Source organism: Loktanella sp. IMCC34160 (genome assembly GCF_004145845.1).
In the GTDB taxonomy this organism is placed as follows: domain Bacteria; phylum Pseudomonadota; class Alphaproteobacteria; order Rhodobacterales; family Rhodobacteraceae; genus SELP01.
On record NZ_SELP01000001.1, the window covers coordinates 698,761 to 716,654 of the forward strand.

Below are 17,894 nucleotides of genomic sequence, written 5' to 3' on the forward strand. Positions count from 1 at the left end.
AAACAGTCCGCCAGGTTTGCCCATCAGTTATGCCGGATTGATGACAGTCGCCGGATATGCGGCAGGCAACCTAAGACTCGAAGTTCTTCCAAATTCGTTAAAAGGGTCCACCTTGGACACAGTGCCTTCCAAGTTTTGCCTCATTTCGCCTCCAGATTGACCGTCTAGTGAAAGAGTCATGAGCGATCTTGAGATGAAATATGTAGCGGCATCAGAATGGGCCCGCCGGTTCCGGAAAGAGGAAACCGGCTCTGCGACCGTTGAAGCGGTGCTTTGGCTGCCGCTGTTCGTCGTCGTCTTTGTGATGATCGCGGACGTGTCCTTCGTCTTCCATCGTCAATCGCAAATGATGCGCATCGTGCAGGATGCAAACCGGGCCTTCTCGGTCGGGCGCCTGTCGAGCGAAGCAGAAACGGAAAACTTCGTCACCGATGCGCTTGCCGGCCTGAGCGAATCCGCCGTTGCGGTGACGACGCTGAACGCCGGGGTCATTTCGACCAGCGTGCAGGTGCCCGTGACTGACATGGTCGCCGTCGGCTTCTTCAATTTTCTCAGCGGCTACAACGTAGAAGTGTCATCTGAACACTATCTGGAGTACTGATCATGTGGATGAATGCAATCGGTCGTAAGTTCCGCGCGTTCTTCAAAGACGAAGAAGGCGGCATGGCCATCTTCGGGCTCTACATCTTCATGGCGATGGCGATCATGGCCGGTGTCGCGATCGACACGTCGAACCTTTTCACCGCCCGGACCCAGCTTCAGATCACCGCCGACATGGCGGCGCACGCCGCACTGTATACCCGCGATACCGAAGATGCGGCGACGGCCCGTCTTGCCGCGCTAGAAGTGGTCGAGGCCACCATGCCGCAAAGCCGCTACGGGATCGTGCTGACCGCCGAGGATATCCAGTTCGGCTACTATGATCGCGACAGCGATACATTCACGGTTGATAATGACAGCCGCGATGCCGTGCTGGTCACCAGCACCCGCCTGTCTGAAAAGGCAAACCCGGTGTCCAGCTTCCTGCTGCAATTCGCCGGTCTGTCGAATTGGGACATCGGGGTGCAGTCGGTCTTTACCACCTTCCGCCCGGCCTGTTTCCGCGAAGGGTTCGTCGCTGACGGCGTCGTCGACCTGCAATCGAATAACGCCTACACCAACGGGTTCTGTATCCACTCGAACAGCCATGTGTCGCTGAATTCGAACAACACCTTCGAGGCGGGGACCGTGGTTTCCATGCCCAACACCACCGACCTGGAACTGCCGACCTCGGGCTGGGAAACCAACGAAGGTCTGGACGCGGCCCTGCGGTCCGGCGCTTACCGGTTGCGGATCATCAACAAGCTTTACGACATCATCGACGGGCTTGCGAACATGGACCCGGAATATCTGCCCGACTACATCGACGCCACGCAGCCGCCGGTGTCCGTCCGGGTGCGCAATGGCCGCGGTCTGTCGATGGCGGATCTGACCCCGAACCGGGTCAACATCGTGGGCTGCCATTCGAACGGCGTCCTGACGTTGAACAACGGCCAGTCGGGCACCATGACAATCAACAACGTGGTCATCCTGGCGGCCTGTGAATTGAAATTGGACCAGAGCCTGATCATCGAAGACGCGATCATCGCGACCACGAACCCCTATATCAAGTCGATCACGGCCAGTTCCAACGTCCAGATCGGCCGCAACGACAACTGCGCCAGCGGTGGCAGTGCCCAGATCCTATCCCTTGGGGGCATGGAGTTCAGCTCGGGCCTCAGCATCTTCGGAAGCCAGCTTCTGGCCGAGAAGGACATCGTTTTCACGGCCAACGCGGACGGTATTCAGGGCGCGTCGATCGTGTCGGGCGGTGTGGTCAGCGGCACGTCGAACATGAACATGGGCTTCTGCGGCACCGGCATGGAAAACAACTTCGAGGCAGAATACTTCCGCCTCGCCCGCTAGGCGCTACGAAAAGAACAGCAGGCAGGCGGTCTTCGGGCCGCCTGTTCCTTTTTGACCCATGGCCCCGTTTTTTCGGGGTCGCAGACAGCGTATTTTTGTCGGCTCCGACCGTTGAACCACTGGCTTGAATTGATAGTGTCGCGCGCAGGACCGGCCCGTCAGGGCCGCAGATGCGAAGGGGCGTTCGATGGGCTATTCCGGGTTCAGGGTGCTGAAGGAAGGGCTGTTTGGCCAGAAAGGGTGGAAACCCGTCTGGCGCGATCCAGAGCCGAAGCCCGAATATGACGTGATCATCATCGGCGGCGGCGGGCACGGGCTGTCCACGGCCTACTATTTGGCCAAGAACCATGGCATCACCAATGTCGCGGTGCTGGAACGGGGCTACCTCGGCGGTGGCAACATCGGCCGCAACACGACCATCGTGCGCGCCAACTATTTCCTTCAGGGCAACTCGGAATTCTATTCCCACTCGCTCAAGCTTTGGGAAGGGCTGGAACACGAACTGAACTACAACGTGATGCATTCGCAGCGCGGGCTGATCAACCTGTTCCATTCCGATGGCCAGCGGGATGCCTTTGTCCGGCGCGGCAATTCCATGGTCAATCAGGGCGACGACGCGATCCTTCTGGACCGTGAAGGGGTGCGCAAACACCTGCCCTATCTTGATTTCGACAACCACCGTTTCCCGATCTACGGGGGGCTCTATCACCCGCGCGGCGGCACCGCCCGGCACGACGCCGTGGCCTGGGGCTATGCCCGCGGGGCCGACCGGCGCGGCGTGGACCTGATCCAGAACTGCGAAGTCACCGGCATCGACATCCAGAACGGCAAGGTCACGGGCGTTCAGACCTCGCGCGGGGCGATCAAGGCCAAGAAGGTGGCGATGGTCGTCGCGGGCCGGTCCAGTCAGGTCGCGGCGATGGCCGGGATGCGCCTGCCGATCGAAAGCCACGTCTTGCAGGCCTTTGTCACCGAAGGGCTGAAGCCGGTCATCGACCATGTGGTCAGCTTTGGCATGGGCCATTTCTACATCAGCCAGTCGGACAAGGGCGGGCTGGTGTTCGGGGGCGATCTGGATTTCTACAGCTCCTACGCACAGCGCGGCAACCTGCCGATGGTCGAACATGTGATGGAGGCGGGGATGTCGCTGATGCCGATGATCGGCAAGGCGAAGGTGCTGCGCAGCTGGGGCGGGATCATGGACATGTCGCCCGACGGCTCGCCAATCATCGACAAGACCCATGTGGACGGGCTGTTCCTGAACTGCGGCTGGAACTACGGCGGGTTCAAGGCGGTGCCTGCCTCGGGCTGGTGCCTTGCGCATCTCATGGCCACCGGAAAACCGCATGACGTGGCCGCGAAATACCGCCTCGACCGGTTCGAAACCGGCCGCAGCATCATGGATGAAGAGGGCAAAGGCTCTCAGCACAACCTGCATTAGGAGACGGGCACATGCGTATCACCTGCCCACATTGCGGCACGCGCGACGGGCGCGAGTTCACCTATCAGGGGGCTGCCGAGATCCTGAACCGCCCCGACCGGGACGCCGATCTGGCGGTCTGGGCCGACTACCTGCACAACCGCGACAACCCCGCCGGCGACACCCGCGACATGTGGTATCACAACCCCTGCGGCGCATGGGTGGTCGTTGACCGCAACACCGTGACCCATGCCGTGCAGGGGTCCACGCTCGCCTCGGAGGCCCGGACATGAGAGTCGCAGGCAAGGGTCTGATCGACCGCTCCCGCTCTGTCCCGTTCGAGTTCGATGGCGAACGGATGACCGGCCACGTGGGCGATACGCTCGCCTCGGCGCTTTTGGCCAATGACGTGCGGCTGATCGGGCGGTCGTTCAAATACCACCGCCCGCGCGGCATCCTGACCGCCGGTTCGGAAGAACCCAACGCGCTGGTGACCATCGGCAACGGGGCCGCGACGGACCCCAACGTGCGGGCCACCACGCAAGAGCTGTTCGAAGGGCTGACCGCCCGCAGCCAGAACCGCTGGCCCTCGCTGCGGTTCGACCTTCTGTCGGTCAACGACCTTGTGTCGCCCTTCCTTGGCGCGGGGTTCTACTACAAAACCTTCATGTGGCCGCGCAGCTTCTGGGAAAAGGTCTATGAACCCTTCATCCGCCACGCCGCCGGTCTGGGCGCGCTGAGCGAGGAATCGAACGCGGACCATTACGAAAAGGCCTTTGCCTTCTGCGACGTTCTGGTGATCGGGGCCGGGCCTGCCGGGCTGATGGCGGCGCTGACCGCCGCGCGGGCCGGGCTGGACGTGATCCTGGCCGATGAAGACAGCCAGATGGGGGGGCGGCTTCTGGCCGAAACCCATCAGGTCAACGGGATGGCCGGTGCCGACTGGGCCGCGCAGGTCGTGGCCGAACTGGCGGGGATGGACAACGTCCGCCTGATGACCCGCACCACCGTCACCGGGGCCTTCGACCAAGGCACCTTTGGCGCGCTGGAACGGGTCAGCCACCACCGGGCGCGGGCCGACGGGCTGCCGCGCGAATGCTTCTGGCGGATCGTGGCGCAGCGGTCGATCCTGTGCGCCGGGGCGCTGGAACGCCCCATCGCGTTTCCCAACAACGACCGACCCGGCATCATGACCGCCGGGGCGGTGCGCGCCTACCTCAACCGCTGGGGGGTCGTGGGCGGCAAAGAGGTCGCGATCTTCGGCAACAACAACGACGCGCATCAGACCGCGCGCGATCTGACCGCCGCCGGGGTCAAGGTGACGGCCCTGATCGACAGCCGCGCCGATGCGGATGTGTCGGGCGATTTCCCGGTCTATACCGGTGCGCAGGTGGTTCAGACCGCCGGGCGGCTGGGACTGGACAGCGTGACCATCGACCAGAACGGCAAGCGGACGAAAATCCGCGCCGATGTTCTGGGCATGTCCGGCGGCTGGAACCCGACCGTGCACATGACCTGCCACATGAACGGGCGGCCCGTCTGGAACGAGGCGATCCAAAGCTTCGTGCCACGGCCCGACATGATCCCCGGGATGACCGTGGCTGGGGCGGCGAACGGAACCTTCTCGACCCACGGCTGCCTGTCCGCCGGGGCCGAGGCCGCCAATGCGGTCGCGCAGGATCTGGGCAAGAAGGCGCAGAAGATCGACCTGCCGCAGGCCGAAGATGCGCCCTATCGCCTGACGCCCCTTTGGGCGGTCGAAGGCAAGGGCCGCAAATGGCTGGACTTCCAGAACGACGTGCATGTGAAGGACGTGCGGCTGGCGGCGCAGGAAAACTTCCGCTCGGTCGAACATATGAAGCGCTACACGACGCAGGGCATGGCCACCGATCAGGGCAAGAACTCGAACGTCTCCGCCCTTGCGGTGCTGGCCGATGCAACGGGCCGGGGCATTCCCGAAACCGGCACGACGACCTTCCGGCCGCCCTATTCCCCGGTCGCCATCGCGGCGATGGGGGCGGGTGGGCAGGCGGCGGGGTTCGCCCCGCAGCGGTTCACCACCAGCCATGACGCCAGCACCGAACGCGGCGCCCCGATGATCGAGGCGGGGCTGTGGTATCGCCCCTCCTACTTCCCGCGCGCCGGCGAAACACACTGGCGGCAATCCTGCGACCGCGAGGTCAACATGGTGCGCGAGGCGGTGGGGATCTGTGATGTGTCGACCCTTGGCAAGATCGACATTCAGGGGCCGGACGCGGCCGAATTCCTTGATTTTGTCTATGCCAACACCTTTGGTACGCTGAAGGTCGGAAAGGTCCGCTATGGGCTGATGCTGCGCGAAGACGGGCACGTGATGGACGACGGCACCACCGCGCGTCTGGGCGAAAACCACTACGTGATGACCACGACCACCGCCGCCGCCGGTCTGGTGATGAGCCACCTTGATTTCGTCGCTCAGGCGCTGCGGCCCGATCTGGACGTGCAGATCGTCTCGGTCACCGAACAATGGGCGCAGTTCGCCGTTGCCGGTCCGAAATCGCGGGACCTGCTGAACGGGGTGCTGGACGCGGCCATCGACGACGACACGATGCCCTATATGGGCTGTGCGGCGGTTGGGGTGTCCGGGGTGGAAGGGCGGCTGTTCCGCATCTCCTTCTCGGGCGAACACGCCTACGAAGTGGCCGTGCCTTCGCGCTATGGCGAAAGCCTCTACCGGCTGCTGCTGGCACAGGCCGAAATGCTGGGCGGCGGTCCCTACGGGATGGAGGCGCTGAACGTCCTGCGGATCGAGAAGGGGTTCATCACCCACGCCGAGATCCACGGGCGGACCACGGCCTTTGACATCGGCATGGACCGGATGGTCAGCCAGAAGAAGGATTGCATCGGCAACGCCCTGTCGCGGCGTCCGGGGCTGATCGACGAGGACCGGGAGCAGCTTGTCGGGCTGAAACCCAATGGCGCGTCAAAGCAACTGACCGCGGGCGCACATCTGTTCAACCCCGGCGACAAGGCCGAACGGGTCAACGATCAGGGCTATGTGACCAGCGTCTGCTATTCGCCCACGCTGGGGACGATGCTGGGGCTTGGGTTCCTGAAAGGGGGCCGGGCACGGATCGGGCAGACGGTGCGGCTGGTCGATCACCTGCGCGGGGTCGAAACTCTGTGCGAGGTCTGTGACCCGGTATTCTTCGACCCGGAAGGAGGGCGGCTTCGTGGCTAAACTGATTGCGAAAACCCCGTGCGAGGGGCTGCTGCCCAAGACGATCGGCACCGTAGAGCTGTCCGAGGTCGTGATCGACCGGGCCTGGTCCGTGGCCCCCTTCAAAGGGCAAGAGGCGGCGGTCAGCGAGGCGCTGACCAAGGCGCTGGGGGTCGGATACCCGGCCGCGAACCGGGCGCTGTCCAAGGGCGGCGCGCGGGCGATCTGGGCCGGCGCGGGCCGGGCGCTGGTGATCGGCGCGGAAATGCCGGACCTGTCGGGGCTGGCGGCGGTGACGGATCAGGGCGACGGGATCGCCGCGGTCCGGATCGACGGGGCCGGGGCCGAGGCGGTGCTGGCCCGGCTGGTGCCGCTGGACCTGCGGGCGGGCAGCTTCAAGCGCGGGCACACCGCGCGAAGCTTCGTCAACCACATGACGGCCAGCGTCACCCGGCTGGGACCGACCAGTTTCGAGGTGATGGTCATGCGGTCGATGGCGCGCACACTGGTGCACGACCTGACCGAGGCCGCAACCGGCGTCGCCGCGCGGGCCGTCTAGGGGCGGTGGGTTAAAACCCACCTTACGTCAGGGGCTCTGCCCCTCTGGCCCTTTCGGGCCATTCACCCCGGAGTATTTGGGGCAAAATGAGAGTCCCTTCTTCTTTGGGTTCAAAATATCCTCGGGGGGTCCGGGGGGCGAAGCGCCCCCGGGTAAGGTGGGTCTTGACCCACCAGCCCCCTTGCCGCCAGCCGGTGGAAGGCCGATATTGCCCCCCATGAGCCTGCCCCCCGGATTCCTTGATGAGCTGCGTGGCCGCCTGTCCCTTGGGCAGGTCGTGGGCCGCAAGGTCATGTGGGACACCCGCAAGTCCAATCAGGCCAAGGGCGACCTTTGGGCCCCATGCCCCTTCCATCAGGAAAAGACCGCCAGCTTCCACGTCGATGACCGCAAGGGCTATTACTACTGCTTTGGCTGCCACGCGAAGGGCGACGCGATTTCCTTTGTCCGCGAGACAGAGAACGTCAGCTTCATGGAGGCGATCGAGATCCTTGCCCGCGAGGCCGGGCTGCCCATGCCCGAGCGCGACCCGCAGGCGCAGGAAAAGGCAGACCGCCGCACCCAGCTGGCCGAGGTGATGGAAGAGGCGGTGAAATTCTACCGCCTGCAGCTGAAGACCGGGGCCGGGGCCGAGGCGCGCGATTACCTTGCCCGGCGCGGGTTGTCGGAGGCGGCGCAGGACCGTTGGGGCATCGGCTTTGCCCCGCCCGGATGGGAGGCCCTGCGCGAGCATCTGACGGCCAAGGGGATCGAGGCGGAGTTGATCCTTGCCGCCGGTCTGGCGCGACCTTCGGACAAGGGCCGCGCCCCCTATGACACCTTCCGCAACAGGATCATGTTCCCGATCCGGGACCTGCGCGGGCGCTGCATTGCCTTTGGCGGCCGGGCGATGGACCCCAATGACAACGCCAAGTACCTGAATTCGCCCGAAACCGAACTGTTCGACAAGGGCCGCAGCCTCTACAACCACGCCCCCGCGCGCGAGGCGGCGGGCAAGGGCCATCCGCTGATCGTGGCCGAGGGCTATATGGATGTCATCGCCCTGTCCGAGGCTGGGTTCCCCGCCGTGGTCGCCCCGCTTGGCACCGCCATTACCGAGGATCAGCTGCGGCTGATGTGGCGCATGGCGCCGGAACCGGTGATCGCGCTGGATGGGGATACGGCGGGCTTGCGGGCGGCTGACCGGCTGATCGGTCTAGCTCTCAAGGAGCTGAGTGGGCATAACAGTCTGTTCTTTCTTGAGATTCCGGGGGGCCAAGATCCGGACGATTTTCTCAGGGCGGATTCAGAGACTGGCCGAAAAGAAAGGCGGCAGGCGTTCCAGGAGTTGCTAGACGGCGCTATGCCGCTGGTCCGCAAATTGTGGAATTCAGAGTTCGGCAAACGTTCAACTGAAACACCCGAACAGAAAGCGGACCTCGACAAGAGACTACGCGGGCTTGTCGCTCAGATTCCTGACCCTGACGTCAGGAAATATTACGGGGAGGCGCTCAAGCAATATAGATTTGAGGCGTTTAGGCCCCAGAACTGGGCTCCAGAATTCAAGCGCAAGCCCCAACGCGCTGCCACGACGGCGGAAGCAAAATCGTCGCTTTTGGCTAGCGGCGTATCCGAGGCGCAGTTGTTTCTTGCGAGAGATCGTATCGTCGCTGGAATTTGTCTCGCGAATCCTTTGGCAACGAGAGAGTTTCGGGACGGCTTGGAACGATTTGATGTGGTTGACGCGAATGCACGAACAATCATTGACGCCGTTTTGGGCTTTGAAGCTGATGATGAAGGAGAGGCCTTTATCAATGCGATACGTGCTGCTGTGGGGAACGCGACAGTGGAACGAATTCTTTTTGATCCACTTGTCAAAATCCAACCAGTAGTCCGCGAGAACTACCCTTTGGACATTGTAAAGCATGAGTTCGCTTACCATATCGCGATTGTAACCTCGCGCCGGGCTCAGCTCGTGGAGAAGGCTGAGGCCGAAGAAGACATTGACCACCTAGCGAATGAAACACTTACATTCCGACTTCGTCAGGCCGGTCTGCTGGTTGACCGAGCTATGAAGGGTGGAGGGGAAGACCGGGCCGAGTTTGAAACCGGCCCGAATGGCGCCCGGATGAAGAAAGAGGAACGAACCGCCTTTGACCGCCTTTTGTCCCAGATCGACTATTCCAAGGGCAGCGGAAAGCGCCGCCCGCACTAGCCCTGCAACAGTTGATTGAAAATACAGGCCGGGTGGTTGCGAATCACCGGCATGCAAGATTGATTCGGCACGAACGAATCGCCTGATTCGAACGACGGCGGCCAAAGGCCCGCCCCAGCAGCCCGTGAAGGAGCCATCATGGCCGCGAAAGACACCGACGACAACGCCAAGACCGACGATCAGGACAACGACATTTCGATGGATGTCAGCCAGGCCGCCGTCAAGAAGATGATCGCCGAGGCCCGCGAACGTGGCTACATCACCTACGACCAGCTGAACGCCGTCCTGCCGCCCGATCAGGTCTCGTCCGACCAGATCGAGGACGTGATGTCGATGCTGTCCGAAATGGGCATTCAGGTGACCGAGGACGACGAAGAGGCGGAAGAGACCGACGAGAACAGCAGCTCCACCGATGTGGTTGCGGTCAGCGGTGGCCGCGACGTGGCCCTGTCGTCGGGCGAAACCGAAAAACTGGACCGGACCGACGACCCGGTACGCATGTATCTGCGCGAAATGGGCAGCGTCGAACTCCTGTCCCGCGAGGGCGAGATCGCCATTGCCAAGCGGATCGAGGCCGGCCGCAACACGATGATCCTTGGGCTGTGCGAAAGCCCGCTGACCTTCCAGGCGATCACCATCTGGCGCGACGAACTTCTGTCCGAAGACATCCTGCTGCGCGACGTGATCGACCTCGAAGCGACCTTTGGCAACCAGATGGACGAGGACGAGGACGAACCCGTCGTCGATACCACCGCCACCGGGACCGCCGAGAAGAAGGAAGACAGCCCCGAGCTGGACGCCGATGGCAACCCGATTGCCAGCGATGACGACGACGATGACGACGAACAGGCCAACATGTCGCTGGCCGCGATGGAGGCCGCGCTGAAGCCGCGCGTTCTGGACACGCTGGAAATCATCGCCCGCGACTTTGCCAAGCTGTCGGACATGCAGGACGCCCGGATGTCCGCCACCCTGAACGAGGACGACAGTTTCTCGGACGGGGACGAGGCGACCTATCAGAAACTCCGCTCCGAGATCGTTGAACTGGTGAACTCGCTTCACCTGCACAACAACCGGATCGAGGCGCTGATCGACCAGCTGTACGGGATCAACCGCCGGATCATGTCGATCGACTCCAGCATGGTGAAACTGGCCGACCAGGCCCGGATCAACCGCCGCGAGTTCATCGACGAATACCGCGGGTCCGAGCTTGACCCCAACTGGCTGGACCGCATGGCCGAGAAATCGGGCCGTGGCTGGCAGATGCTGATGGAGAAATCCACCGACAAGATCGAAGAGCTGCGCTCGGAAATGGCGCAGGTCGGCCAATATGTGGGCGTCGACATCTCGGAATTCCGCCGCATCGTGCAGCAGGTCCAGAAGGGCGAGAAAGAGGCCCGTCAGGCCAAGAAGGAAATGGTCGAGGCGAACCTGCGGCTCGTCATCTCCATCGCCAAGAAATACACGAACCGTGGCCTGCAATTCCTTGATCTTATTCAGGAAGGCAACATCGGCTTGATGAAGGCCGTGGACAAATTCGAATACCGGCGCGGCTACAAATTCTCCACCTATGCGACATGGTGGATCCGGCAGGCGATCACCCGCTCCATCGCCGATCAGGCCCGCACCATCCGTATCCCCGTGCACATGATCGAAACGATCAACAAACTGGTCCGCACGGGCCGCCAGATGCTGCACGAAATCGGCCGCGAACCGACGCCCGAGGAATTGGCCGAAAAGCTGCAAATGCCGCTCGAAAAGGTCCGCAAGGTGATGAAGATCGCCAAGGAACCGATTTCGCTCGAAACCCCAATCGGGGACGAGGAGGACAGCCAGCTTGGCGATTTCATCGAGGACAAGAACGCCGTCCTGCCGCTGGATTCTGCTATTCAAGAGAACCTGAAAGAAACCACGACCCGCGTGCTCGCCTCGCTCACCCCGCGCGAGGAACGGGTGCTGCGGATGCGGTTCGGCATCGGCATGAACACCGACCACACGCTGGAAGAGGTTGGCCAGCAGTTCAGCGTGACCCGCGAACGGATCCGCCAGATCGAGGCCAAGGCCCTGCGCAAGCTGAAACACCCCAGCCGGTCGCGCAAACTGCGGTCGTTCCTGGATCAGTAGGAGGCGAAATGCGGAAGGAAAACGAGTATTCTCCTGTCGCTCAAAGCACCTTGGAGCGCCTCCGCGATCTGGCGTCAGAATTGTTGAACGCAAAGATCGCGCCCGAGGCGCGAGATCGGATCGCGGCTGAGCTGGATCTCCACGAAGCGACCTTGAATGACGCATTCGCATATCGTCAGAAGCACGGGCCGGAACTGGGGGCTGCGGACTCTTTGGGATATTTCAGAGAGAAGCTGTGTGGCGCGATGAGCTTTGTAAGAATGGCTGTCGGCATCGATGAGCGTGGTGGATATTCAGACGAGAAGATCATCGACAATATCGATCATTACTCCTTCCTCGTTTCGCGTCTCTTGGCTGTGAACTGGTCCTCGAGGTCAGCGCGCCCCAAGACCGACCGGGTGATCCGTGAATCATCCTTTGACAATCGTGAGGCGCTACAAAGGCTCGTTGATAGGTGAGCCATTATCGGGTTACGCTTGAAGACGTTCTAGCGGCTCACAAGGAGGCTTTGACCTACGGTGGTCGTGCGGGCCTCGTAAACCTGTCTTTGGTCGAATCTGCAATCGGACGACCGTATTCTGGATATCACAGATCGATATCCAGAAAAGCGGCGGCCCTTCTTGAGGCACTGGTCAAGAACCATGGGTTTGCAGATGGAAACAAGCGCACAGCGCTTCTTGTTGTTGAATTGCTAATTCGCCGAAGTGGATATCGGCTTGTGTTGCTTGAAGGCGAGCGGTTGGACGATATCATTGTATCGACAGCTTGCGGCGATCTTCAGTTCGATTCATTACAGGTTTGGTTTCAGTCAAGGCTGGTCAGATATTCAGATCAAGACTAGCGAATGGGGCTGCGCCCGCGAACCACGCCTTGTCTAGTAGGGAGTTCATTCTGTCGATCCTATCCAAACTTTTCGGCGGCGGTAAACCAGCGCCGGAGCCCGTCGTCTACAAGGATTTCCGCATCTTTGCCGATCCGGTGAAAGAGGCGGGCGGCTATCGCATTTCCGCCCGCATCGAAAAGGACTTCCGGGGCGAGACCAAGACCCATCAGATGGTCCGCGCCGATACGGTCCCCTCGCTGGAGGAGGCGCTGGGCGCGACCGTGGACAAGGCGAAATTCTTCATCGACCAGATGGGCGACAAGATTTTCGGCTGACCGGATGCATGGGGCCTTCACCATCCGCACCTCTGGGCAGGGGCTCTATGAACTCACCGATCAGGTGGCGGATTGGGTGACGGGCTCTGGCCTCCTCACGCTGTTTGTCCGCCACACCTCCTGCTCGCTCCTGATCCAGGAAAACGCCGACCCCGAGGTGCAGACCGACCTGGCCGCGTTTTTCCACAGGCTGGTGCCGCCCACGAGTGACCCCTCCATGGCCTATCTGACCCATACCTACGAGGGGCCGGACGATATGCCAGCCCATATCAAGGCCGCGATGCTGCCGGTCAGCTTGTCGATTCCTGTCGAAAACGGGCGCATGGCGCTGGGAACATGGCAAGGAATTTACCTTTTCGAACATCGCGATCGGCCCCACCAGCGCACCGTCGCCGCCCATCTGCTGCGCGACAGATAGCCCCACGATCTGGTGGGTGACAATTCAGGCTACCCAAATCCTGCCAAGCCCCCTATAGTGACTGTGGATAACTGGGACAAAATACCCAGACGGCAGTAGATGAGGACAGGACCATGCGTTGCCCGTTTTGTGGAAACGTCGATACACAAGTGAAGGATTCACGCCCCGCCGAAGACCACGTCGCCATTCGCAGGCGGCGGTTTTGTCCGGCCTGTGGCGGACGTTTCACCACCTATGAGCGGGTGCAGCTGCGCGACCTCGTGGTGATCAAATCGAACGGCCGGCGCGAGGATTTCGACCGCGACAAGCTGGAACGGTCGATCCGCATCGCGCTTCAGAAACGCCCGGTCGAACCAGAGCGGATGGACCAGATGATTTCCGGCATCGTGCGCAGGCTGGAAAGCATGGGCGAAACCGACATCCCGTCTTCGACCATTGGCGAGATCGTGATGGAAAGCCTGGCCCGGATCGACACCGTGGCCTATGTCCGGTTTGCCAGCGTCTACAAGAACTTCCAGGCCGCCGACGACTTTGACAAGTTCATCGACGAACTGCGGCCCGATCCCAAGCCGGAAGGGTGACCCCCGCCGCTGACAGGCGGTTCATGGCGCTTGCGCTGGCCCTTGGCCGGCGCGGGCAGGGCCGGGTCTGGCCCAATCCGGCGGTGGGCTGTGTCATTGTTCGGGGCGGGCGGATCGCCGGGCGCGGCTGGACCGCCGATGGCGGGCGGCCCCACGCGGAACCGCGGGCCCTGGCGCAGGCCGGGGATGCGGCGCGCGGCGCCACCGCCTATGTCACGCTGGAACCCTGCGCCCATCACGGAAAATCACCCCCCTGTGCCGATGCGCTGATCGCAGCCGGGATCGCGCGGGTGGTTGTCGCCACCGGCGACCCGGACCCGCGCGTCGCGGGCCGGGGCATTGCCCGCCTGCGCGACGCGGGGATCGAGGTGGTCGAAGGCGTTCTGCAGGCCGATGCCGACCGCGACCATGCCGGGTTCTTCCTGCGGATCACCGAAAACCGCCCCTTCGTCACCCTGAAACTGGCCCTGTCCATCGACGGGCGGATCGCCACGGGCAGCGGCGACAGCCAATGGATCACCGGACCCGAGGCCCGGCGCATGGTCCATGCCATGCGGGCGCGGCATGATGCGGTCATGGTCGGGGCGGGCACGGCGCGGGTGGATGACCCATCGCTGACCGTGCGCGGGATCGGGATCACCCGGCAACCGGCGCGGGTCGTGGTGTCGCGCAGGCTGGACCTGCCGCGCGACGGGGTGCTGGCCCGGACCGCGCGCGAGGTGCCGCTGTTCCTCTGCCACGGGCCGGATGCCGATGTCGGCCCATGGCATGATCTTGGCGCGGTGCTGCTGCCGGTGCCGGTCGAGGGTGGTCAGGTGGACGCGGGCGCGGCCCTTTCGGCGTTGGCGGGCGAGGGGATCACGCGGGTCTTCTGCGAAGGGGGCGGGACGCTGGCCGCCTCGCTATTGTCTGCCGATCTGGTGGACGAACTGGTGGTGTTCGGCGGCGGCGTGGCCATCGGCGCCGAGGGCACGCCGGGACTGGCCGCTATGGGCATCGCCGCCCTGTCCGAGGCGCCGCGATTCAGCCTGTCCGAGACCCGGAAAGTTGCGCAAGACGTGCTGACGGTCTGGCGCAGAACTTGAACTTTTCGAACATTTCGGTCCCGGCTACCGCCATAAATGCGCGTATGTGGCAAAGGCACCTTGCAGTTTTGCAATAATGCGATTGACCCGCCCCGGGCTGGGGATCGTGCCCTCCTCCAGCCGTTCCAGCGCCACCTCGACCGGGCAGGGCAGCCCGGTCAGCGGGTCGAAATAGCGCGGGTAGTCGATCAGCGCGGCGTGGGCGAGCGCCACAAGATCGGGCCGCGCCTGCCTGTGTGGCACCGGCATGGCCCTGTCGTCGGTCAGCCCCCATCCGGCATAGAACGGCCGCCCAAGGCAGGTCACCCGCTTGCCCCGCAACAACGCCTCGAACCCGAGGGTCGAGGTGATGGTCCAGACCTCGTCGACCGCATCTATCGCCGCGACCGGATCGGTCCGGGTCAGCACGGCATCTGCCAGGTCTTCGGCCCCTGACACCGCACCCTGGCGCAAACCGGCCTCGACGTCCGGGTGCGGCTTGTACAGGATCACCGCCGCCGGATTGGCCCGACGCGCGGCCTCCAACAGGGCCTGATTTGTCTTCACCTCGCCCGCGCCAAGCTGGATCGAGGCGTCGTCTTCCACCTGTCCCGGCACAAGGATCCGGCGCCCGGCGGGCAGACCGGGGGGCAGGCCCGCGCCGCCCAGATTGTATTTGGTGACACCGGATTTCGTGATCCGCCGGATCAGGCGCTCGGCCCGCGCCCGCGCGTCCCCGGGCAATTCTTCCGCCGCTGCCTCGACCAGCCGGTCCAGCCTGCTTTCCCGCGTCGGGTCATAGTAGATGCCCAGATCGTCGCAGACGAGGCTGAGCGGCGGGATCAGGTCGGCGCCCAAGCCCCGCGACCGCAGGAACCCGTCCTCGACCCGGACCGCGGCGGGGTAGGGAGCGGATTTCCCGGCCCAGACCATCTGCCGCCGCCCGTCCTGTTCGGCCCGCGCCGTGGCGCGGTCTGGCGCATCTTCGAACACCAGTTTCCGGTGCCGCCCAAAGGCGCGCTGCAACGGCCCGCGCTTCCACAGCCGCATTCCCGAGGCGACCCAACCGCGATGGTCCTCGCGCCAGCCACGGGTCAGCGCCTCAAGCGTGGTGATCGCCTCTTCGAGGCTGCACAGCCTGTCGCGGTAGGGGTCGTACCATTTTGGGTAGAGGATCATGGCGCCCGCGAATAACTGTGCCCGCGTCAGCCGCCGTTGCCGCCGGTCCAGCGGCATCCGGTCGTCCGTCAGGCCCCAACCGGCATAAAACGGCTGGCCCATGACCACCGGCTTGTGGCCCGCAAGGATTGCTTCGAACCCCAGTTGCGACGACACCGTATAGACCGCCACCGCGCCCTCCAGCAGGCGCCATGGGGACAGGGCGGCGTCGATGATCTCGGTGTTGTCGTCGCAGTCGTCGGCGGTGAAATACCCCTGCCGGTGGCCCGCGTCACTTTCCGGATGGGTCCGGATCAGGATGCGGGCGCCGGGGTTTTCGTCGCGGGCCAGAAACAGCATCTCGCGGAAGGTGTTGCGATCCGCCCGGCTGGCCTTGATCGAGGCATCGCCCCGGGTCTGATCAATGACAAGGACATAACCGGGGTCGGGCGCGGGCAGGGCGGGATCGAAGGCGTTGTATTTCGACAGATGCCCGGATTTCAGCCGCGCTATCGCCGCGCGGGCGCGGTTCAGGATCACTGTGTCGTCCAGCGGATCGTCCGTCAGAATCCGTTCCAGATCAGAGGGTTGCGCGGGGTCAAAATGCACGCCCGACCGGTCCAGACACAGGCCAAGGGGCGGTTCCCCGTCGCGGCCCGGCAGGACCGACCGCAGAAAGGCGTCTTCGACCCTCAGCACCGGCGCGCCGGTCCAACCGGCCACCTTTTCCCCACGTGGGCTGGTCGGGCTTTGGCCCCAGACGCCGACCATATCGCCCTCGGCCCCCGGCTTGCCGATCCGGATATCATAGCCTGACAATTCCAGAATTCGGCGCACGGTGCCCTGCGTCAGGAACCCGCCGTTATAGACGAAAAGCCGCCGCGAGGTGTCCCCCGCGGCGGGCGTTTCCGGGTTTGACCGCTGTGTCACTGGCCAAGGTTTGCGGCAGCATCCACCTGTTGCAGCGACCCGAAGATGGCGGCGATCGTCTTGTTGAACTGGACGAACGGGGCCTCGGTCACATAGACAGTGTCGCCGTCGCGGATCGCGAAATCGCGGGCCATGAACATGCCGTTGGGCTGGGTCAGGTCAAGGACGTAGATCATCCGCTGGGTGCCGATCAGCGTCGGGTCTCCGACCAGTTGCTGGGCAATCTCCTCGGGTTCGTTGCGGAACACGAAGACGCCGGTCGGGTCGGCCACGTTGGACGACAACCCGCCGACCTGTGCAATCGCCTCGATCGCCGAAATCGACTGGCTTTCAAAGGTCAGGCGGCTTTGCGACCCAGTCGCGCCAAGCGCGGTAAAGCTGCGGGTGTCTTCCTCGACGATGATCCGGTCGCCGGGGCGCAGGGCGATGTCATGGGCGGGGTGGTTGTACAGGTCTTCGAACCAGACCGATCCGGTATGGTCGCCGCGCACGACGCGGACCTGGGCAATCTCGGGGCGGATCGCGATGCCGCCCGCGCGGGCCAGCATGGACGACAGGGTCCGGGTCGGCCGTTCGATGGCATAGACGCCCTGACTGGCGACGCCACCCACGACGGACACGGTGCCACCATCGCCGGCAAGGCGGCGGACCTGCACTTGCGGGTCGGGGGTCTGTTCGCCCAGTTTCTCGGTGATGATCCGGCGGATCGCCTCGGGCGTGTTGCCCGACGCCCGGATGCGGCCCGCGTAGGGCACAAAGATGAACCCGGCGCCGTCAACCTGCACCTCTTCCAGCACGGTCGCGGGCTGGCCCGCGGGCACCAGAAGCCCGTCATCGACGTTTTCCCAGATCGTCAGGCCCAGAACATCGCCCGGCCGGATCGTGTCGGACCCGACAAGCGAGGCGTTCAGGAAACCTTCGGAAAAACCAAGGGCAGGGGTGACAGAGGCGATCCGGTTCACCCGGTCGTCCACGGCCAGAACGAAGGCATCGCCGTCCCGCAGGACAGAACCCGAGAAGATTTCATTCTTGTTCGGGCCCGATCTGGGCAGCCCGCAAGAGGCCACGAAGGCGCATGCGGCAACGATGGCCGCGCCCCGGGCAAGGCGCAAACGAATGGAAGTCACTGCTCGGTCTCCTCGACC

At 63.6% G+C, this 17,894-nt stretch carries 16 protein-coding genes; 14 read left to right on the plus strand and 2 right to left on the minus strand.

Annotated elements, in window-relative coordinates; genetic code table 11:
- Nucleotides 1–178: 178 nt before the first annotated feature.
- The 14 genes from EU803_RS03435 (at nucleotide 179) to ribD (ending at nucleotide 14,682) form a co-directional block, all read left to right on the plus strand.
- Nucleotides 179–601, plus strand: coding sequence for a TadE/TadG family type IV pilus assembly protein (locus EU803_RS03435; protein ID WP_129679757.1), 423 nt, complete (start codon nucleotides 179–181; stop codon nucleotides 599–601).
- Nucleotides 602–603: 2 nt separating this feature from the next.
- A complete protein-coding gene (locus tag EU803_RS03440) occupies nucleotides 604–1,944 on the plus strand; it encodes a TadE/TadG family type IV pilus assembly protein (protein WP_242494263.1) in 1,341 nt (446 codons plus the stop codon).
- Nucleotides 1,945–2,131: 187 nt separating this feature from the next.
- Entirely contained in the window at nucleotides 2,132–3,385 is a 1,254-nt protein-coding gene (locus EU803_RS03445; protein ID WP_129679759.1) for a sarcosine oxidase subunit beta family protein, read from the plus strand.
- An 11-nt stretch (nucleotides 3,386–3,396) separates the two neighbouring features.
- Entirely contained in the window at nucleotides 3,397–3,657 is a 261-nt protein-coding gene (locus EU803_RS03450; protein WP_129679761.1) for a sarcosine oxidase subunit delta, read from the plus strand.
- Nucleotides 3,654–6,584: a sarcosine oxidase subunit alpha family protein gene (locus EU803_RS03455; RefSeq protein ID WP_129679763.1), complete on the plus strand. Its 2,931-nt coding sequence runs from the start codon at nucleotides 3,654–3,656 to the stop codon at nucleotides 6,582–6,584. Before EU803_RS03450 ends, EU803_RS03455 begins: the two co-directional genes overlap by 4 nt.
- Nucleotides 6,577–7,122, plus strand: coding sequence for a sarcosine oxidase subunit gamma (locus EU803_RS03460; protein ID WP_129679765.1), 546 nt, complete (start codon nucleotides 6,577–6,579; stop codon nucleotides 7,120–7,122). Before EU803_RS03455 ends, EU803_RS03460 begins: the two co-directional genes overlap by 8 nt.
- 217 nt (nucleotides 7,123–7,339) lie before the next feature.
- Complete coding sequence (dnaG, locus tag EU803_RS03465; protein ID WP_129679767.1) at nucleotides 7,340–9,316, plus strand: DNA primase; 1,977 nt, start codon at nucleotides 7,340–7,342, stop codon at nucleotides 9,314–9,316.
- A 138-nt stretch (nucleotides 9,317–9,454) separates the two neighbouring features.
- Nucleotides 9,455–11,440: an RNA polymerase sigma factor RpoD gene (gene rpoD, locus EU803_RS03470; RefSeq protein ID WP_129679769.1), complete on the plus strand. Its 1,986-nt coding sequence runs from the start codon at nucleotides 9,455–9,457 to the stop codon at nucleotides 11,438–11,440.
- An 8-nt stretch (nucleotides 11,441–11,448) separates the two neighbouring features.
- Entirely contained in the window at nucleotides 11,449–11,898 is a 450-nt protein-coding gene (locus EU803_RS03475) for a hypothetical protein (protein ID WP_129679771.1), read from the plus strand.
- The gene (locus tag EU803_RS03480; RefSeq protein WP_129679773.1) at nucleotides 11,895–12,281 is read left to right on the plus strand and encodes a type II toxin-antitoxin system death-on-curing family toxin; all 387 of its coding nucleotides are present in this window, start codon (nucleotides 11,895–11,897) and stop codon (nucleotides 12,279–12,281) included. Before EU803_RS03475 ends, EU803_RS03480 begins: the two co-directional genes overlap by 4 nt.
- Before the next feature lie 29 nt (nucleotides 12,282–12,310).
- Complete coding sequence (locus EU803_RS03485; RefSeq protein WP_242494264.1) at nucleotides 12,311–12,598, plus strand: HlyU family transcriptional regulator; 288 nt, start codon at nucleotides 12,311–12,313, stop codon at nucleotides 12,596–12,598.
- A gap of 4 nt (nucleotides 12,599–12,602) precedes the next feature.
- Complete coding sequence (locus tag EU803_RS03490; RefSeq protein ID WP_129679775.1) at nucleotides 12,603–13,016, plus strand: secondary thiamine-phosphate synthase enzyme YjbQ; 414 nt, start codon at nucleotides 12,603–12,605, stop codon at nucleotides 13,014–13,016.
- Nucleotides 13,017–13,129: 113 nt separating this feature from the next.
- Nucleotides 13,130–13,597: a transcriptional regulator NrdR gene (gene nrdR, locus EU803_RS03495; RefSeq protein ID WP_129679777.1), complete on the plus strand. Its 468-nt coding sequence runs from the start codon at nucleotides 13,130–13,132 to the stop codon at nucleotides 13,595–13,597.
- Nucleotides 13,594–14,682: a bifunctional diaminohydroxyphosphoribosylaminopyrimidine deaminase/5-amino-6-(5-phosphoribosylamino)uracil reductase RibD gene (gene ribD, locus EU803_RS03500; RefSeq protein WP_207209156.1), complete on the plus strand. Its 1,089-nt coding sequence runs from the start codon at nucleotides 13,594–13,596 to the stop codon at nucleotides 14,680–14,682. The genes nrdR and ribD overlap by 4 nt, the downstream gene beginning before the upstream one ends.
- Nucleotides 14,683–14,706: 24 nt before the next feature.
- On the opposite strand, the gene EU803_RS03505 is transcribed toward ribD, so the two are convergent.
- Both EU803_RS03505 and EU803_RS03510 read right to left on the minus strand, forming a co-directional pair.
- Nucleotides 14,707–16,749: a capsular polysaccharide biosynthesis protein gene (locus tag EU803_RS03505; RefSeq protein ID WP_129679779.1), complete on the minus strand. Its 2,043-nt coding sequence runs from the start codon at nucleotides 16,747–16,749 to the stop codon at nucleotides 14,707–14,709.
- Complete coding sequence (locus tag EU803_RS03510; protein WP_129679781.1) at nucleotides 16,746–17,876, minus strand: polysaccharide biosynthesis/export family protein; 1,131 nt, start codon at nucleotides 17,874–17,876, stop codon at nucleotides 16,746–16,748. Before EU803_RS03510 ends, EU803_RS03505 begins: the two co-directional genes overlap by 4 nt.
- Nucleotides 17,877–17,894: the final 18 nt, after the last annotated feature.

What these genes read in the sequence shown, in the direction of transcription:
- dnaG (WP_129679767.1), top strand. Translation starts at nt 7,340, where the DNA reads ATGAGCCTGCCCCCCGGATTCCTTGATGAGCTGCGTGGCCGCCTGTCC.
- EU803_RS03475 (WP_129679771.1), top strand. Translation starts at nt 11,449, where the DNA reads ATGCGGAAGGAAAACGAGTATTCTCCTGTCGCTCAAAGCACCTTGGAG.
- rpoD (WP_129679769.1), top strand. Translation starts at nt 9,455, where the DNA reads ATGGCCGCGAAAGACACCGACGACAACGCCAAGACCGACGATCAGGAC.
- EU803_RS03440 (WP_242494263.1), top strand. Translation starts at nt 604, where the DNA reads ATGTGGATGAATGCAATCGGTCGTAAGTTCCGCGCGTTCTTCAAAGAC.
- EU803_RS03455 (WP_129679763.1), top strand. Translation starts at nt 3,654, where the DNA reads ATGAGAGTCGCAGGCAAGGGTCTGATCGACCGCTCCCGCTCTGTCCCG.
- EU803_RS03450 (WP_129679761.1), top strand. Translation starts at nt 3,397, where the DNA reads ATGCGTATCACCTGCCCACATTGCGGCACGCGCGACGGGCGCGAGTTC.
- EU803_RS03435 (WP_129679757.1), top strand. Translation starts at nt 179, where the DNA reads ATGAGCGATCTTGAGATGAAATATGTAGCGGCATCAGAATGGGCCCGC.
- nrdR (WP_129679777.1), top strand. Translation starts at nt 13,130, where the DNA reads ATGCGTTGCCCGTTTTGTGGAAACGTCGATACACAAGTGAAGGATTCA.
- EU803_RS03490 (WP_129679775.1), top strand. Translation starts at nt 12,603, where the DNA reads ATGCATGGGGCCTTCACCATCCGCACCTCTGGGCAGGGGCTCTATGAA.
- EU803_RS03445 (WP_129679759.1), top strand. Translation starts at nt 2,132, where the DNA reads ATGGGCTATTCCGGGTTCAGGGTGCTGAAGGAAGGGCTGTTTGGCCAG.